This window comes from Geobacillus sp., from assembly GCF_017515625.1.
Lineage (GTDB): Bacteria > Bacillota > Bacilli > Bacillales > Anoxybacillaceae > Geobacillus > Geobacillus stearothermophilus.
In genome coordinates this window covers 1-15,251 of the sequence record NZ_JAFWFM010000014.1, presented here as the reverse complement: position 1 = coordinate 15,251, position 15,251 = coordinate 1, and the positions used below count along the sequence as shown (strand labels likewise).

14 protein-coding genes and 2 pseudogenes are annotated in these 15,251 nt (G+C 52.6%); 12 read left to right on the top strand and 4 right to left on the bottom strand.

Features of this window, described 5'->3' with window-relative positions; all coding sequences use genetic code 11:
- Positions 1–223: 223 nt before the first annotated feature.
- Positions 224–763: a helix-turn-helix domain-containing protein gene (locus tag IKE44_RS00945; RefSeq protein ID WP_287464744.1), complete on the bottom strand. Its 540-nt coding sequence runs from the start codon at positions 761–763 to the stop codon at positions 224–226.
- 276 nt (positions 764–1,039) lie between these two features.
- Here IKE44_RS00945 and nirB point away from each other — a divergent pair, with 276 nt between their 5' ends.
- From nirB to IKE44_RS00930, 3 genes and pseudogenes are all read left to right on the top strand, one after another.
- Positions 1,040–3,460 (top strand): nitrite reductase large subunit NirB, encoded by a 2,421-nt coding sequence (gene nirB, locus IKE44_RS00940; protein WP_049625236.1) that lies wholly within the window; start codon positions 1,040–1,042, stop codon positions 3,458–3,460.
- 221 nt (positions 3,461–3,681) lie between these two features.
- A complete protein-coding gene (nirD, locus tag IKE44_RS00935) occupies positions 3,682–3,984 on the top strand; it encodes a nitrite reductase small subunit NirD (RefSeq protein WP_049625251.1) in 303 nt (100 codons plus the stop codon).
- A gap of 11 nt (positions 3,985–3,995) precedes the next feature.
- A pseudogene (locus IKE44_RS00930) lies at positions 3,996–5,263 on the top strand (molybdopterin-dependent oxidoreductase).
- A gap of 106 nt (positions 5,264–5,369) precedes the next feature.
- On the opposite strand, the gene IKE44_RS00925 reads toward IKE44_RS00930, so the two are convergent.
- Both IKE44_RS00925 and IKE44_RS00920 read right to left on the bottom strand, forming a co-directional pair.
- On the bottom strand, positions 5,370–5,507 hold the full coding sequence (locus IKE44_RS00925) for a hypothetical protein (RefSeq protein WP_011231352.1): 138 nt from the start codon (positions 5,505–5,507) through the stop codon (positions 5,370–5,372).
- Positions 5,467–5,682 carry a Fur-regulated basic protein FbpA gene (locus IKE44_RS00920; protein WP_080985679.1) on the bottom strand — a complete coding sequence of 72 codons (216 nt, stop codon included), beginning with the start codon at positions 5,680–5,682 and terminating at the stop codon, positions 5,467–5,469. Before IKE44_RS00920 ends, IKE44_RS00925 begins: the two co-directional genes overlap by 41 nt.
- Positions 5,683–5,862: 180 nt before the next feature.
- On the opposite strand from IKE44_RS00920, the gene IKE44_RS00915 reads away from it, so the two are divergent.
- The 5 genes from IKE44_RS00915 to IKE44_RS00895 all read left to right on the top strand — a co-directional run bounded on the left by IKE44_RS00915 (position 5,863) and on the right by IKE44_RS00895 (position 10,637).
- Complete coding sequence (locus IKE44_RS00915) at positions 5,863–6,168, top strand: MerR family transcriptional regulator (protein ID WP_033017045.1); 306 nt, start codon at positions 5,863–5,865, stop codon at positions 6,166–6,168.
- A 324-nt stretch (positions 6,169–6,492) separates the two neighbouring features.
- The gene (locus IKE44_RS00910) at positions 6,493–7,068 is read left to right on the top strand and encodes a YkoP family protein (RefSeq protein ID WP_061580924.1); all 576 of its coding nucleotides are present in this window, start codon (positions 6,493–6,495) and stop codon (positions 7,066–7,068) included.
- 60 nt (positions 7,069–7,128) lie between these two features.
- Positions 7,129–7,977, top strand: coding sequence for a metallophosphoesterase (locus IKE44_RS00905; protein WP_287464740.1), 849 nt, complete (start codon positions 7,129–7,131; stop codon positions 7,975–7,977).
- Between the two features lie 164 nt (positions 7,978–8,141).
- Positions 8,142–9,647, top strand: coding sequence for a Na+/H+ antiporter NhaC family protein (locus tag IKE44_RS00900; RefSeq protein WP_033017041.1), 1,506 nt, complete (start codon positions 8,142–8,144; stop codon positions 9,645–9,647).
- Between the two features lie 63 nt (positions 9,648–9,710).
- A complete protein-coding gene (locus IKE44_RS00895; RefSeq protein ID WP_033017040.1) occupies positions 9,711–10,637 on the top strand; it encodes an endonuclease I family protein in 927 nt (308 codons plus the stop codon).
- A 164-nt stretch (positions 10,638–10,801) separates the two neighbouring features.
- Here the strand turns inward: IKE44_RS00895 and IKE44_RS00890 are convergent, their stop codons facing one another.
- A complete protein-coding gene (locus IKE44_RS00890) occupies positions 10,802–11,761 on the bottom strand; it encodes a bile acid:sodium symporter family protein (protein ID WP_049626675.1) in 960 nt (319 codons plus the stop codon).
- 228 nt (positions 11,762–11,989) lie between these two features.
- On the opposite strand from IKE44_RS00890, the gene IKE44_RS00885 reads away from it, so the two are divergent.
- The 4 genes and pseudogenes from IKE44_RS00885 to IKE44_RS00870 all read left to right on the top strand — a co-directional run.
- Positions 11,990–12,211 carry a FeoA family protein gene (locus IKE44_RS00885; RefSeq protein WP_049625242.1) on the top strand — a complete coding sequence of 74 codons (222 nt, stop codon included), beginning with the start codon at positions 11,990–11,992 and terminating at the stop codon, positions 12,209–12,211.
- A complete protein-coding gene (feoB, locus tag IKE44_RS00880; RefSeq protein WP_049625243.1) occupies positions 12,212–14,203 on the top strand; it encodes a ferrous iron transport protein B in 1,992 nt (663 codons plus the stop codon).
- Positions 14,204–14,217: 14 nt separating this feature from the next.
- A complete protein-coding gene (locus IKE44_RS00875; protein WP_080706570.1) occupies positions 14,218–14,364 on the top strand; it encodes a FeoB-associated Cys-rich membrane protein in 147 nt (48 codons plus the stop codon).
- Between the two features lie 469 nt (positions 14,365–14,833).
- Positions 14,834–15,043: pseudogene (locus IKE44_RS00870) on the top strand (HD-GYP domain-containing protein); the annotation flags it as partial.
- Positions 15,044–15,251 lie beyond the last annotated feature (208 nt).

Below are 15,251 nucleotides of genomic sequence, written 5' to 3'. Positions count from 1 at the left end.
GGAGGCCACCTCTTTGCCCAAATAGCCTTCCATGACCAGGCGAACCGCCATCACCCGTTGGCGAAGAAGGGTGTTTTTGATTTTCCGTTCCTGTTTGCGAAGTGTCCGAGGTGTCCATCCGTGATCGTTGGTGATTTTGAGACGTTTCATGCAGAATTCCGCTCCTTTTCCATGCTTTTCCTTAGGAGCAGTATAACCGGAGTGGGCACCACTTATACGAAGGTTAACTTTTCAATGAGCATATATATAGATCCATTTGTTTTTCGAAGTGTTTTTGCCGATCCGGATCTCCTTTCGCCAACGTGTAAGTCGGCCGGGTCCACGAAAGCCCTTTTCGATGCAAGAGTTTTCGCAAGGCTTCGCGGGACATGGAGATGCCATAATGGTGGTGTACATAGGATTGAAGGATCTTCGTATTCCACGCCGAAGCGATGTCCCAGCCCAGCTCCGCGGGTGTCGTGGTCAACACAAGGTGTTTGATCTCTTCCTGCTGTTCTTCGGTGAGAAACGGCTCTCGCCCAGGGGCAAAATCCCGATGAAGCAGGAGTTCCAGGCCCCCTTCGTTAAACAGCGACACATAATGGGAAACGGTTTGGCGGCACACGTTGACCATGGAGGCCACGTCTTTGCCCAAATAGCCTTCCATGACCAGGCGGACGGCCATCACACGTTGGCGGAGATGAGCGTTTTTGATCTTCCGTTCCTGCTTGCGGAGTTTCCGGGGCGTCCATCCATGGTTGTCGGTGATGTTGAGACGTTTCATGCAGAATTCCGCTCCTTTCCCATGCTTTTCCTTAGGAGCAGTATAACCAGAGTGGGCACCGCTTATGCGAAGGTTAACTTTTCAATGAGCATGTATATATAAAAAATGCATGCTTCATGTTTGACGTGATATGATGGGCACAGCCAAGGCAAAGGGGAAATTGTGAGGGTGATGCGAACAAAAACAGTCGGATTATGGGAGCTGCTGGTGATGACGATCCGACTTTGGCTGCATCGATGACGATAAACAAAGTAACGAAGATGGAGGGATGGCGACGTGAGACGAAAACTCGTGTTAATCGGCAACGGCATGGCGGGGGTTCGCTGCATCGAGGAGATTTTGAAACTTGACCGCGAGGCGTTTGAGATCACGATTTTTGGCAGCGAACCGCATCCGAACTATAACCGCATTTTGTTGTCGGAGGTGCTGCAAGGAGATACGCGTCTTGATGACATTACGTTGAACAGTTGGGAATGGTACGAACGAAACGGCATTCGGCTGTTTGTCGGCGAAACGGTGACGGAAGTCGACATCAAGCGGCGGCTTGTCCGGACCGACCGTGGGAGGGTAGTCGAATACGATGAATTGATTTTCGCGACAGGGTCGAATCCGTTTATCTTGCCGGTGCCGGGGGCGGATTTGCCCGGGGTGACGGCGTTTCGCGATATCCAAGATTGCGAGCGGATGATCGAATATGCGAAGACATACAAAAAAGCGGCGGTCATCGGCGGCGGCCTGCTTGGCTTGGAGGCGGCGCGCGGGTTGCTTCACTTAGGGATGGATGTCGATGTCATCCATATTTTCGACTATTTGATGGAACGCCAGCTTGATCCGACCGCTTCCAAGCTGCTGCAGCGGGAGCTGGAGAAACAAGGGATGAACGTTTTGCTTCGCAAAGAGACGGCTGAATTGTTCGGCAACGGCCGTGTGGAAGGAGTGCGGTTTAAGGACGGTACGTCCATTGCCGCCGACTTGGTGGTGATGGCGGTCGGCATTCGTCCGAATGTTGATTTAGCGCGGAGAAGCGGCATTGAAGTGAATCGAGGGATCGTTGTCAATGACTACTTGGAAACGAGCGTGCCGCACATTTACGCGGTCGGTGAATGCGCGGAACATCGCGGTGTTGTGTATGGGCTCGTCGCTCCGCTTTATGAGCAGGGGAAAGTGCTGGCAGAGGCGATTTGCGGCCGAAAAGGAAAGCCGTATGAAGGATCTGTCGTTGCGACTCAGCTGAAAGTGTCCGGTGTCGACGTGTTCTCGGCTGGTGAATTTATGGATGGCGAAGGGACGGAGTCGATCAAACTGTATGACGAAGCGCGCTCGGTGTACAAGAAAGTCGTCGTTCGCGAAGGGAAAATCGTTGGGGCGGTGCTGTTTGGCGATACGAGCGAGGGTCGAAAGCTGTTCGATATGATCCAGCGCGGCGATTCGGTTGAGGCGCTCTCGCTGTCGCTGTTTGCCCCAGCCGCTTTAGGCGGGAAGGGAAGCCTTGCGGCGGCGATGGCCGACACCGATGTGGTTTGCGGTTGCAACGGGGTGACAAAAGGCGCGATTTGTCAGGCGATTGCCGAACACGGGCTTAAGACGGTCGCCGAGGTGCGCGACTATACGAACGCGTCTCGCTCGTGCGGCGGATGCAAAGGGCTTGTCGCCGAGCTGCTTGAGCATATGCTTGGTGAAGAAGCGAACCGGTATGCGGTGAAAGAAACGATCTGCGGCTGCACGGACCTAAGCCGCGAGGAAGTGGTTGCAGCGATCAAAGAAAAGCGGCTGATGACGGTCAAAGAAGTGATGAGTGTATTGGGATGGAAAAACGAGGAAGGGTGTTCGAAATGCCGTCCGGCGCTCAATTATTACCTGGGCATGTTGTATCCGGGCGAGTACGATGAAGAAGCGGAATCCTTGTTTGTCAATGAGCGGCTGCACGCCAACATCCAGGCCGACGGCACGTACTCCGTTGTGCCGCGCATATATGGCGGGGTGACGACAGCCGAACAGCTGCGGAACATCGCTGATGTCGCGGAAAAATACAACGTGCCGATGATTAAGATCACCGGCGGGCAGCGCATTGACTTGCTTGGGGTGAAAAAAGAAGATTTGCCGCGCATTTGGGCCGATCTCGGCATGCCGTCAGGCTACGCCTACGCCAAGGCGCTTCGGACGGTGAAAACGTGCGTCGGCAAGCAGTTTTGCCGCTTTGGGACGCAAGATTCGACCGGGCTTGGCATTCGGATGGAACAAACATTTGAGCGGCTGAAAACGCCGCATAAAGTGAAAATGGCCGTCTCCGCCTGCCCGCGCAACTGTGCGGAATCGGGCATTAAAGATGTCGGCGTCGTCGGCGTCGAGGGCGGATGGGAGATTTATGTCGGCGGCAACGGCGGCACCCATTTGCGTGCAGCTGACTTGCTTTGCACGGTCAAGACGGAAGACGAAGTGATCGAGATGACTGGTGCTTTTTTGCAATATTACCGCGAGTCCGCGCATTATTTGGAACGGACGTCCAAATGGGTCGAGCGCGTCGGGCTTGAGCATATCCGCGAAGTGTTGTTCGATGTGGAAACGCGCCGCGCGCTGCTTGAGCGGCTTCACAAAGCTCTTTCCGCGACAACAGATCCGTGGCGGGACATCGTCGAAAACGAGAGAGTGCAGCAACTGTTGTTCCGCGATATCGGCGACAAAGAGCCGGTGGAATGAAGGGGGATGACGGCGGGCGGAAAAAGTTGATGTTCCGCCGCCTGGATTGATCATGGGTTAGGATCAATGCTGGAACGAAGAGAGGGAAATGATGGCCATCGTTCAGCCGGAAACGAGGTTTTCGTTTGCGAAACGACGATTTTACGTTGTTGTTCATGAAAGTTTGTAAAGGAATGGCCAAACAGGATCAGACATCGATGCAGGGGGAGGACGAAGAGAGGATGAAGGTGGAAGTGGGAACATTGGAACAGCTGCCGAAGCGGCTCGGAAAATGCGTGCGGGTCGGGAATCGTGAGCTGGCGTTGTTCCGGACGAGTGACGATCAAGTATTTGCCGTTGAAAACCGCTGTCCGCATCGAGGAGGCGATTTGTCACAAGGTATTGTGAGCGGTGAGTTTGTGTTTTGTCCGCTTCATGATTGGAAAATTTGCCTGAAAGACGGCCGGGTGCAGGCGCCGGATGAAGGGTGTGTCAAAACGTACCGCGTGGCTGTGGAAGACGGCTTGGTATATGTCGAGCTGTAGGAAGCGGGGGAATGGCGATGACGAACGAATTGCTGCGCTACTTTCGCGCCAAGGAAAAAGAACGGGCGTCAGAAACGGCTGCCGCGACGCAATGTCCGTTTTGCAGCGTCCAGTGCACGCTTCAGCTGGTGGAGGAGCGGATTGTAGAGCGGCGCCGCTACGAGGCGGTCCCGACCGACAACCCGACGTCCAACGGCCGCCTTTGTTTAAAGGGGATGAACGCCTACCAGCACGCTTTGCATCCCGAGCGGCTGTTGGTTCCGCTTGCGAAAGTGGGCGGCCGGTTTGTGCGGGTCCGTTGGGAGGAGGCGCTTTCGCTGATCGCGGAACGAATCATCTCCATTCAGAAGGAGATGGAGTCGATGCGTTTGCTGTTTACGGCGGCGGATCCTTGACGAATGAGGAGGCGTATTTGCTCGGGAAATTTGCCCGCGTGGCGCTCAAGACGCGGCACATCGACTACAACGGCCGTTTTTGCATGTCGGCTGCCGCGGCCGCGATGAACGACGCGTTTGGTCTTGACCGCGGGTTGACAAATCCGCTCTCCGACATTCCACTCGCCCAGACGATCATTTTGGCTGGAACCAATGTCGCCGAATGCCAGCCGACGTTGATGCCGTATTTTTATGAAGCGAAGATGAACGGCGCTTTTATCATCGTGGTGGATCCGCGGGAAACGAAAACGGCGGCGTTGGCGGATCTGCACCTGCTGCTCAAGCCCGGAACGGATGCGGCGCTGGCCGTCGGCATCGGGAAAGTGCTGCTTGACGAAGGATATATCGATGAAGCGTTTGTGCGCGAGCGGACGGTTGGGTTTGTCGAATGGAAACAGCACATAGAAGCAGTGGAGATGGATGAGATCGTCCGGCTGACTGACGTGCCGGAAGAGAAGATTCGCTTGGCGGCGCGAAAGTACGGGGAGGCGGCCGATGCGATCGTGCTCACGGCGCGCGGCTTGGAGCAGCAGACGGACGGCTATGCGGCGGTCAGACAGTGGATCAACGTCGTGCTGGCAACCGGAAACATCGGCCGTCCTGGCTCTGGGTTTGGCTCGATCACCGGACAAGGGAACGGGCAGGGCGGGCGCGAGCATGGACAAAAAGCCGATCAGCTGCCGGGCTACCGAAGCATTGAGCATCCGCAACACCGGCGGTATATCGCAAGCGTATGGGGCGTTGCGCCGGATGAGCTGCCGCGAAAGGGGGTGTCAGCCGTCCTCCGTCGGGAACACAGTCCTTTCTTTAGGTTGACAAAGAGGGGGGTTCGCGGCGTTTCTTAAGTTTTTCCAGCCTTGGCGCTGATTTCGGAAGGATTTCTGTTGAAGAATGAGGGTGAAAAAAGGTGCCCGTGAAGAAATTCAGGGCACTTTCTCATTTGCGATCGTTTTACAATCGATTTTGCAAAAATCGAAGCAGTTCATCTGCTCGGTTGCCGATGAGCGCGATCAGTTGCTCAAACATCGCGTCGCGCTCAAGATCGAGTTCAATGATGCGTTTGGCCAGTTCGAGCGCTTGTTTGTCCATGGCGGCGTCCTCCTTCGATCGTGTGGGCGGGGTGGAATCGTTCGTATTCGCGTCGCAGTTCGGCCATTGTCCATTCTTCAAACCGATCACGGTCAGCGGCTAAGCCGAACCGTACGAGCTGTTCAATATAAAATTGCTTTTTCTTCCGCACGGCGCTTCTCATCCATGTCCCCATTCGATTCCCTCCCTGTTTTTACCTTTACCATACTATCTTTTTCTTCAGTGTACAGCAAATGTGTTAAGTACATTTACAGGAAATTTAAAAAATATGTTAATTTTATTTACAAAAGTTAGCGGGCTAACATCATTTTTTGTATAATTACGTTAGAAAATACAACGAATTGAGGTGAGGAGTATGACAGATCATCCTCAAGAGGATCATTACAAATACAAAAAAGTCATTTCGATCGGGATTGTCAGCGAGCTGACCGGGCTGTCGCAGCGGCAAATTCGTTATTACGAGGAACGGAAGCTTGTGTTCCCTGACCGTTCGAAAGGCATCCGCAAATATTCGTTCGCCGATGTGGAGCAGTTGATGAAAATTGCCAATCAGCGCGAGGAAGGGGTGTCGACGTGGGAAATCCGTCAGGAAATGACGAAAGAGCTGCGTGAGCGGATGTTGAAAGGGCAAATGAATGCGCATTTTCGGATGCGTTCCTAGGAGCGCGGTCAGATTCGAATTTTGGATGCATCCCCTGCTTGGAAGCAAAGCATGCGGAAAACCGCCTGGCCGTGTGCCAACAGGATGTAAACACAGTGGCGTTTGTCCAATCATAAGAGCATGGTTGTTTGGCGCGCATAGAGATTCGTGCGCGCTTTTTTTGATAAAGCCTCGAGCAGGGGGCGAAATGGAACTGGACCTCAGTACGCGCGTCTCCCGACTGGTCATGTAGCCATCTTTTCTCCTTTTTTCTCCATTTTATAATGCCGCTCGATCGATTCCATAATGTAAATGGATAGAACGAACAGGGGAAGGATGCCGCCAATGAGAAGCAAAGCGACGCAGTGGCTGTTGTCTGTATGGGGACTGATGGATCCGCTCTATTATGCATGTTCCCGCCTCGAATATGTTGGTGGGAAAGAGAACGGCTGTCGTTCCATTTTCCGCGTCCGTTTGCTTCGATACAAGGGTGAAACCATTCACCTTTCGGACGGAACGACGATCGCGGCCAATGACTGGCTGTTGAAAATTCACCTTCATAATGTTCGTCTGCTTCGCGAACTGATGCAGTATGGAGGTGATATTCAAAAAGGACGTTATATTTTCGAACAGGTGAAGGCCAGTTTGCCGTATGTTGCTCATTATCTTTACCATCACGAACAGTCCGCCTGCATAAAAGGGATTATCGGCGTAACGATGTTAAACAAAGGTTGTGAGAGACTCGGATTTGATGTCATTGACATAGCGGATTCATTTTACCGTTGGTTGAAAATGGCATCCCATTGGCCGATGATGACAGTGGCCCAACACCGTCTCATGCCGCTTGTTCGCCCGCCGAAATATTTGGTGATGTCGAAGGAAAAGTTGTTTTCATTGTATGGTTACCATCTCATCCACTAACTCCCTCTTTCTTCTCTCCTCCGTTTCACTATAATAGTGATGGAGGGAGGAGAGAAGACAATGACGTTCGTTTTCATTATTCTATCAATCTTTTTATTGCTTGTTTTGGCCATTCGCAAAGCCCACCGCAACACGTATGAAGCGGTTTTGCATAAAGTTCAGGTCGGCAGTCTAGATGGTGGGAACGGCGCCATCCGCATTTTGCAGCTGTCTGACCTTCATTTGGAAAAACTGTCCATTTCCCCGGATGATGTGTATGAAAAGCTGAAAGGGGAGCGCATCGATTTGATCGCCTTAACGGGCGACTTTTTGGACCGTGAGGAAAGCATTGTCAAACTCGGTCCGTATTTGACGGCGTTGAAACAGTTGAATCCGACATATGGCATGTACGCCGTGTTTGGCAACCACGATTACGTGCTGCAAGGCGAGTCGTTCGAGCGCCTGAAAGCGACGCTTGAGGCGCACGGCTGCGTCGTCTTGCAAAACGAGACGAAGACGATTACCGTCAACGGTCACACCGTCAATATCATTGGCATCGATGACTTTTACACGGGGCGCAGCGACATTGAAAAGGCGTATGCGGGCGTCAAAGACGGCCTTAACCTCGTGTTGACGCACGATCCAGACATCGTGCCGCATATGAAAGACTATCATTTTGACTACTTGTTGTCCGGCCACTTCCACGGCGGGCAAATTCATTGGCCAAAGCCGTACCATTTGGCGAAAATAAGCAAAACGCTCACCGAGCGGAACATGATCAAAGGTTATCATGAATGGGAGGGAAAACCGTTTTATATCAACGAAGGGCTTGGGCAAACCGGGGTGAACATCCGGATCGGCTCGAAGCCGGAAGTGACGCTCCACTTGTTGGCGCTCTCGTCCCAAAAAGAAGCAGTGAAAGCTGTCTAATAGGCAGCTTTTTTATTTTCGGGGCAGGAAAGCGGTTTCATTCATGTATGTCCTCTTGCACTTTTTTCGCAGCTGTTTCCGTGTTGTTGGATGAAGATTCGCTGCGGATTGCATAGACAGAGGAAACAATCGCCATACTTTTTAAAGAAAGGAGTGAATGGCCAATGGAACCGTCGTGGAAAGCTCTCTTGCCATTTTTCGTCGTCATCCCGATTTCGATTTGGACGAAGCAAGTCATCCCGGGGCTGTTTGTCGGGCTGTTGGTTGGCAGTTATTTGATGACCCCGTCCTTGCTTGGTGGGCTGCGGACGATGCTTCATTACGTCGTCGATAACTTGATGCAGACGAACAACATCCGCATCATCATGTTCTTGTATGTGTTCGCCGGCCTTGTCAGCATGATCAAATACACCGGCGGAATCAAAGGATTCGTCCATCTCGTCAGCAAAAAAGTGAAGTCGGCGAAAACCGCCATGTTCTTGACGTGGATATCGACGATGGTGACATTCAGCGACCCCGATTTTCGCATCGTCACCGTCGCGCCGATCATGAAGGCGCTGAGCAAACGGCTCGGGCTGTCGTCCCAGCAAATCGGCTTTGCCATTGAGGTGACTTCCAACCCGGTCGTTGCCTTGATTCCGATCGCCACTGCCTTTGTCGGCTATATGGTGTCGGTCATCGACAAGGCGCTTGATACGGCCGGCATCGGTGCGGAGCCGTACATCGTGTACGTCCGAAGCATTCCGTTTAACTTTTTCTCGTACGCGATTATCGCTGTTGGGCTCTACTATAGTTTTTTTGTTTATTCGCGGCGAAAGCAGGCGGCGGTGAGCGAAGCGCGGGGAATGGAGCCGATTCGGCGCTGGAACAAGCGGTTGGCGCTCGAAATGGCGGAAGAACAGCAGCCTGATGGCAGCGAGCCGAACGAAGCGCAAGGGGAAGAAGGGGACGCGATGCAGACATGCCCGCGCGCCTATCAGAAAGAAACGCCGGTGAAACCGTGGAATTTGATCGTTCCACTTTCAGTCGTTCTTGTTTTGACGCTGTTTTTAAGCTGGTGGGACGGCCATCGCGGAGCGCGGACGTTTTGGGATGCTTTTTTGCGGAGCGATGCGCTCGGCGCGATGTTGGAGGCGCTGTTGTTTACTGTAATTATCGCTGTCGCCTTTTTCCTTTGGCAACGATTTAAATTGAACGATTTGTTGACCCATTTTGTGAAAGGCGGCAATGAGCTGATGTCGGTCATTGTCATGTTGGCGCTCATTTGGGCGCTGTCGGCGGTGGCGGAAGACTTAGGGTTTTCCCAATACATTACGAGCCATGTGCAACAATGGATTCCGCCGTTTTTTGTCGCCCCGATTTTGTTTTTGCTTGGCGCCGTCATTTCCTACTTCATCGGCTCGTCATGGGGGACGTGGGGGATGTTGATGCCGCTTGGTGTGACGCTCGCGAGCCAGTCGGGAACGAACATTTTGCCGGTCATCGGCGCGGTGTTTGCGAGTGGGACGTTCGGGGCGTTTGCGTCGCCGCTTAGCGACAATACGGTGACGCTTTGCACTATTTTGGATTTGCCGGTGATGGAATACGCGCGAACGAAGCTGATTCCGTCGTTGATCGCCGCCGGCATCGCCGCCGTTTTGTTCGGCGCGACATCGTTTCTTTTGCATTAACGCCGTTATCGCCCTCTTTCGTCTTCCGTGATACACTAAAAGAAAAAAGAAAGGGGAACGCTGATGGGAGAGGCGGAACGGCGGCTTGAGGAGCTCGGCCAATGGCGGGAGGAAGATCCGAAAGAACGGCTCGAGCAGCTGAATGAGCGGCTCGCGGTGGAGGATGCGTATCATCAGGCCGCAGAAGATGAGCGGGCGCGCGAACGGTATTACCGCCGTCTGCCGCTTGAAGGGGATGGATTGATGTTGTTTGTCCGCTATCATGAATTAGCGGCGCGCACCCATAAGCGACGGCTGCCGTATTTTTTCAGCAAGGATGAGTATTTGTACACATGGATCGACTTGCAGCCGGACGGAACGGTGCGCAGCTTGTATTCGGGCGAGCGGAAAGATCCGAAAACGTTAATCGTCCAAGATGTGGAAACGATGAAGCGGCGTTATGACGAATTCCGCCAGCTGCTGAAAAAAGCCAAACAAGGGCCGGGCGAGGTGCACGAGCGGGTGAACACGATCGAGCAGCAGTGGAAATTCAATGCCGAACATGTTGTCCCGCAGTCATGGTTTGGCGCGCGTGAACCGATGAAAGGCGATTTGCATCATTTGTTCGTCTGCCAGCCGGAGTGCAATACGATGCGGTCGAATTTTCCGTACGCGGATTTCCCGTTTTACAATCCGGAAGATCCCGACGAACAAATCCAAAACCGCTGTGGCGTCGTCCATAACGGCTATTTCGAGCCGGAATACGGCAAAGGGACGGCGGCAAGGGCGATGCTGTACTTTCTGCTTCGCTACCCGAAGGCAATCGCGAAGTCGTTTCGGCGCAAAATCGATATTCCGCTCCTTGTCCGTTGGCACGAACAATTTCCGCCGACAGTGTATGAGCATCATCGCAACAGCGCGATTTTTTTCATCCAAGGCAACCGCAATCCGTTCATTGATTTCCCGGAACTAGCGGGAAGGATGGTGTTTCCGTTTGAGGGGGCGTTGTGAAATGAGGTTGAAGGCCGAATATCGGCTTTTTTGTTTCCAAAGCGCATCTGAATCGCTTGGAAGTGGAGAAACAAGAGTGATGGCAAAAAAGCTGTCTCCCGAAATAAACGACCGTCTTTCGGGGACAGCTTTTTGCCTTGCTGCTAGACAAAGTGTGAAAGAGATCAAGCGGAAATGGTTTGTTCGTCCGCCGCGTGGCGGTCTGCTTGTTTGCGGAAGTATGTTGCGACCATCGGACCGGAAATATTGTGCCAGACGCTGAAAATAGCGCTTGGAACGGCGGCGAGCGGCGAAAAATGGGCGGTCGCCAAGGCCGCACCAAGCCCAGAGTTTTGCATGCCCACTTCAATGGAAATCGCCTTTTGTTTTGGCGGCGACAGGCGAAACAGTTTGGCAAACCAATACCCAAGCAGCAGCCCCAATCCGTTGTGAGCGACTACAATCAGAAAAATAAGAAGCCCGCTTTTGGCAATGGCGGCTTGGTTTTGCCCGACGACGGCGGCGACGATGGCTACAATGGCGATGACCGAAACGAGCGGCAGCGCCGGGATGCACGCTTTTACTTGCTTTTGGAACAGCGCCTGGGCGATGAGCCCTAAAACAATCGGAAGCAGCACGACTTTGACGATTGACCAAAACAACGCGGCAGCGGATACGGACAGCCATTTTCCAGCTAAAAGCAAGATGAGCGAAGGCGTCAAAATCGGCGCCAAAATCGTCGAAACCGAGGTGACGGCGACCGACAGCGCCGTGTCCCCTTTCGCCAAATACGTCATGACGTTGGACGCCGTTCCGCCCGGGCAGCAGCCGACTAAAATAATGCCAAGCGCCACTTCACGCGAAACCGGCAAGAAATAAGCGAGCAAAAACGCGATAAGCGGCATGATCAGAAATTGGGCAACGACGCCGATCAACACATCAAGCGGACGTTTGAATACTTCTTTGAAATCATCTGCTGAAAGCGTCAATCCCATGCCAAACATCACGATGCCTAAAAGCGGCACAATATACGGGGCGATCCACGTAAATGCGCTGGGAGCGAAAAAGGAGAGCGCTCCAAACAGAAGCACCCAGATGGCAAAGGTGTTGCCGACAAAGTTGCTGATTTTTCCTAGTGTGTTCATTGAGCTTCCTCCTTGAGCAAAGATGGGAAAGATATACAAGAAATTATATACATTTTTTTGAAAAGTTCAACTAATGAATCGCCAAATTTTGAAGAAATGTTGACAATATAGAATGATTGTGAAAAAAATCACTTCCTTTTTTTTTGGTTATGCTATGATAGAGATTGAGAAAAAGAATCATTCTTGACACACATGAGAATAGACAGGGAAATAGGGGGGGAAAAGACGATGGTGCTGACTGATTTGCATAAAGGGGAAACAGCGGTCGTCGTCCGTCTGGCCATGGAGCAGGAGGCACTGAAACAGCGTCTTCTTCATCTAGGGGTGAAAGAAGGAAAAATGGTGCGGTTGAAAGCGGCGATGCCGTTTGGCGGACCGGTGATGGTCGAAGTCGATGGGCAGGAAATCGGCTTGCGGCGCAAAGAGGCGGCGTCGATTGAGGTGAGATAAATGTATGTCGCTCTATTTGGCAATCCGAACACCGGCAAAACGTCATTGTTTAACTGTTTAACCGGCTCTTATGAATATGTGGGCAACTGGAGTGGGGTAACGGTCGAGAAGAAAGTAGGAGTGCTTCGCCAGCACGGGGTGCCGGTCGTCGATTTGCCCGGCGTGTATTCGCTTCAGCCACTGTCTCGCGATGAAGGAGTGGCGACCGATTTTTTATTGACCGAGCCGTGCTCAGCGATTGTCAATATCGTTGACGCGTCGCAGTTGCGCCGCAATTTGCATTTGACCGTTCAGCTGCTGGAATTTGGCTGTCCCGTTGTCATCGCGCTCAACATGGTTGATGTGGCGGAAAAACGAGGCGTGAAAGTGGACGCTGCTAAACTGTCGAAGTATCTTGGCGTTCCTGTTATCCCGGTCATCGCCCGAACCGGAAAAGGAACGAACGAATTGGTTCACGCCGTTTTGGCGGCAAAAGATAAGCCGCACCCGGCAATCGCAATCGATTACGGCGCCGAAGTGGAGAACGCCATCAGACGCATTGCCGAGCAGCTGCCGGACGATGTGCCTGGAAACAAACGATGGGCGGCGTTGCAGTTCCTTGAGGGAAATGAACGCATGGCTGCGTATTTGCATAATAGCATGAACCTTTCGCCGCTCGCGGCGATTCGCGCGGAGACGGAGCGGGCGCTTGGCGGCGCGCTCGCCAAGCATATTTACGAGGCGCGCGACCGTTGGATCGCTGAGGTGATCGCTGCTTCAGCCATTGAGTTCAAACATAAGCCGTTGACATGGACGGAAAAAATCGATGCGGTGGTGACGAACCGCTACGTTGGGCTGCCGATTTTTTTGGCGCTGATGTATGTGGTGTTTATGCTGACGTTTAACTGGCTGGGGACGCCGCTTGCCGATCGGCTTGATGCGTTTTTCTCCGGTCCGCTGGCAGATGGGTTGTCCCGTTTTCTCGACTGGGCAGGGGCATCGCCGTTTATCAAGGCGCTCGTCTTGGACGGCGTTGTTGCTGGGGTCGGCGGGGTGTTGGTGTTTGTGCCGCAAATTTTCATTTTGTTCTTTTTCATTTCGCTGCTTGAAGATTCTGGATATATGGCGCGCGTGGCGATGGTGATGGACCGGGTGATGGAAACGATCGGGTTAAACGGCAAGGCGTTTATCCCGATGATCATTGGCTTTGGCTGCAACGTTCCTGGAGTGATGGCGGCGCGGACGATTGAGCAGCCGAAAGAGCGGCTCATGACGATCTTGGCGCTGCCGTTCATGTCGTGTTCCGCCCGCTTGCCGGTGTACGCCTTGTTTGCCGGCACGTTTTTCGCCCGCGAGCAGGCGCTTGTCGTGTTTTCGCTTTACGTGCTTGGCATTGTAGTGGCTTTGGGGCTTGTCAAGTTGTTCTCATCGACGCTCTTGAAAAACGAAAATTCGCTGTTTGTCATTGAATTGCCGCCATACCGCGTGCCGCAGGCGCTCACACTATGGCGAAGCACATGGGAAAAAGGGAAAGGATTCATCCGCAAAGCAGGAACCTTTATTTTCGGCGGTTCGGTCGCCATTTGGCTGCTGACGTATGTCGGGCCGCGTGGGGTTGGCGTTCCAATGGATGACAGTTTGCTGGCTGCGATCGGCGGGTTGATCGCACCGTTGTTGTCGCCGCTTGGCTTTGGCGCCTGGCAGGCAGGCGCCGCGTTGATCACCGGTTTTTTGGCGAAAGAAGTTGTGGTGTCGACGATGAATATTATTTACCACGTTCATGAAGCAAGCGGGCTGAAGAAAGTGATTGCTGCCCAGTTTACGCCGCTGTCGGCGTTCAGCTTTATGGTGTTCGTCCTGCTTTACACTCCGTGTCTGGCAACCGTGGCGGCGATCCGCAAAGAAACCGGATCGTGGAAATGGACGCTGTTGTCGATTGGCATCTCCTTAACGGTTGCTTATATGATTTCACTTCTTGTCTACCAAGCTGGAAAGATAGTAGGTTTTCCATGAAAGGAGAGAATATGATGATGGCGAATATCATCATTGGTGGAGCGATTTTTGCCTACGCCGGCTGGACGATGGTCCGACACGTGAAAAAAAGCGCCAAAGGGGCGTGCGCGTCATGCCATGCAGCGGACCATTGCCGAGGCAGCTGCGGGACGGAGAGATAATCCGTTCAAGACAAACGGATTCCTGACGATGATCGGAATCCGTTTTTTCATTTTCCGACGAAAGACTTTCGCTTCCATGGTTGTAGGATAGCCAAAAAATAAGCGGGGATGCAATGGGCAAACTTTCGTTTCAACGGGCTCTGGAGGACAAAAGATCAGGCCGCTCTTTGTTTTGCCTGTTGGGTGTTGTTGCCTCAATGATGGCCGAAAACAACGGGGGTGGCAAGCTTTTTTTCGTTCAACCGTTGAAACTCAAGGGAAGACCGTGAGTGTGGAGGATAAACTTTTGTCAATACTCAATAACTGGCGCAAGGTAAAAGTATGAAAAGCTGCGAATAGCGAAAAGGCGTCTTTGGATCAAGGTTCGCACAGTTGCGTAAAAACAAAGCAGCAAAAAAACGACGTTGTGGTCCTGTCATCCAAGTTTACTGGGTTGGCGATGGAATTTCACGCAATAATTGAACTTGACCCGAAATTGGCCCGCATTTTGTGTATTATCGATTCATTTGACGCGATGACGACCGAGCGGCCGTACCAGCCGACGAAAACGTTTGAAGAGGCGCTTGAGGAAATCGAGCGTTGCGCTGGGACGCAGTTTGATCCCGTGTATGCGGCGAAGTTTGTCGCGTTTGTGCGCGAGCGTTATTTGCCGCTAGCTGAGATGCAACAACTGAATTGAACAAGGGAAAGGACACTTGCCGATGGCAAGTGTTTTTTGTTTTTCACCGTTTTGCCACGCTTTTGCCAACCTGAATCCGTGATAAAGACGCGTTCAAAGCTGCCAAGAAAACTGGATCAATCAACAAAATATTGCACTCGGGGTTCTTCACCTAATAGGTGAACATTCGAAATGGAGTCGAAGTCTCGACACGATTGGGTTTCCCAGC

What these genes read in the sequence shown, in the direction of transcription:
- feoB (WP_049625243.1), top strand. Translation starts at nt 12,212, where the DNA reads ATGTATGTCGCTCTATTTGGCAATCCGAACACCGGCAAAACGTCATTG.
- IKE44_RS00900 (WP_033017041.1), top strand. Translation starts at nt 8,142, where the DNA reads ATGGAACCGTCGTGGAAAGCTCTCTTGCCATTTTTCGTCGTCATCCCG.
- IKE44_RS00945 (WP_287464744.1), bottom strand. Translation starts at nt 763, where the DNA reads ATGAAACGTCTCAACATCACCGACAACCATGGATGGACGCCCCGGAAA.
- IKE44_RS00905 (WP_287464740.1), top strand. Translation starts at nt 7,129, where the DNA reads ATGACGTTCGTTTTCATTATTCTATCAATCTTTTTATTGCTTGTTTTG.
- IKE44_RS00875 (WP_080706570.1), top strand. Translation starts at nt 14,218, where the DNA reads ATGATGGCGAATATCATCATTGGTGGAGCGATTTTTGCCTACGCCGGC.
- IKE44_RS00895 (WP_033017040.1), top strand. Translation starts at nt 9,711, where the DNA reads ATGGGAGAGGCGGAACGGCGGCTTGAGGAGCTCGGCCAATGGCGGGAG.
- IKE44_RS00890 (WP_049626675.1), bottom strand. Translation starts at nt 11,761, where the DNA reads ATGAACACACTAGGAAAAATCAGCAACTTTGTCGGCAACACCTTTGCC.
- IKE44_RS00925 (WP_011231352.1), bottom strand. Translation starts at nt 5,507, where the DNA reads ATGGACAAACAAGCGCTCGAACTGGCCAAACGCATCATTGAACTCGAT.
- IKE44_RS00885 (WP_049625242.1), top strand. Translation starts at nt 11,990, where the DNA reads ATGGTGCTGACTGATTTGCATAAAGGGGAAACAGCGGTCGTCGTCCGT.
- nirD (WP_049625251.1), top strand. Translation starts at nt 3,682, where the DNA reads ATGAAGGTGGAAGTGGGAACATTGGAACAGCTGCCGAAGCGGCTCGGA.
- IKE44_RS00920 (WP_080985679.1), bottom strand. Translation starts at nt 5,682, where the DNA reads ATGGGGACATGGATGAGAAGCGCCGTGCGGAAGAAAAAGCAATTTTAT.
- IKE44_RS00910 (WP_061580924.1), top strand. Translation starts at nt 6,493, where the DNA reads ATGAGAAGCAAAGCGACGCAGTGGCTGTTGTCTGTATGGGGACTGATG.
- IKE44_RS00915 (WP_033017045.1), top strand. Translation starts at nt 5,863, where the DNA reads ATGACAGATCATCCTCAAGAGGATCATTACAAATACAAAAAAGTCATT.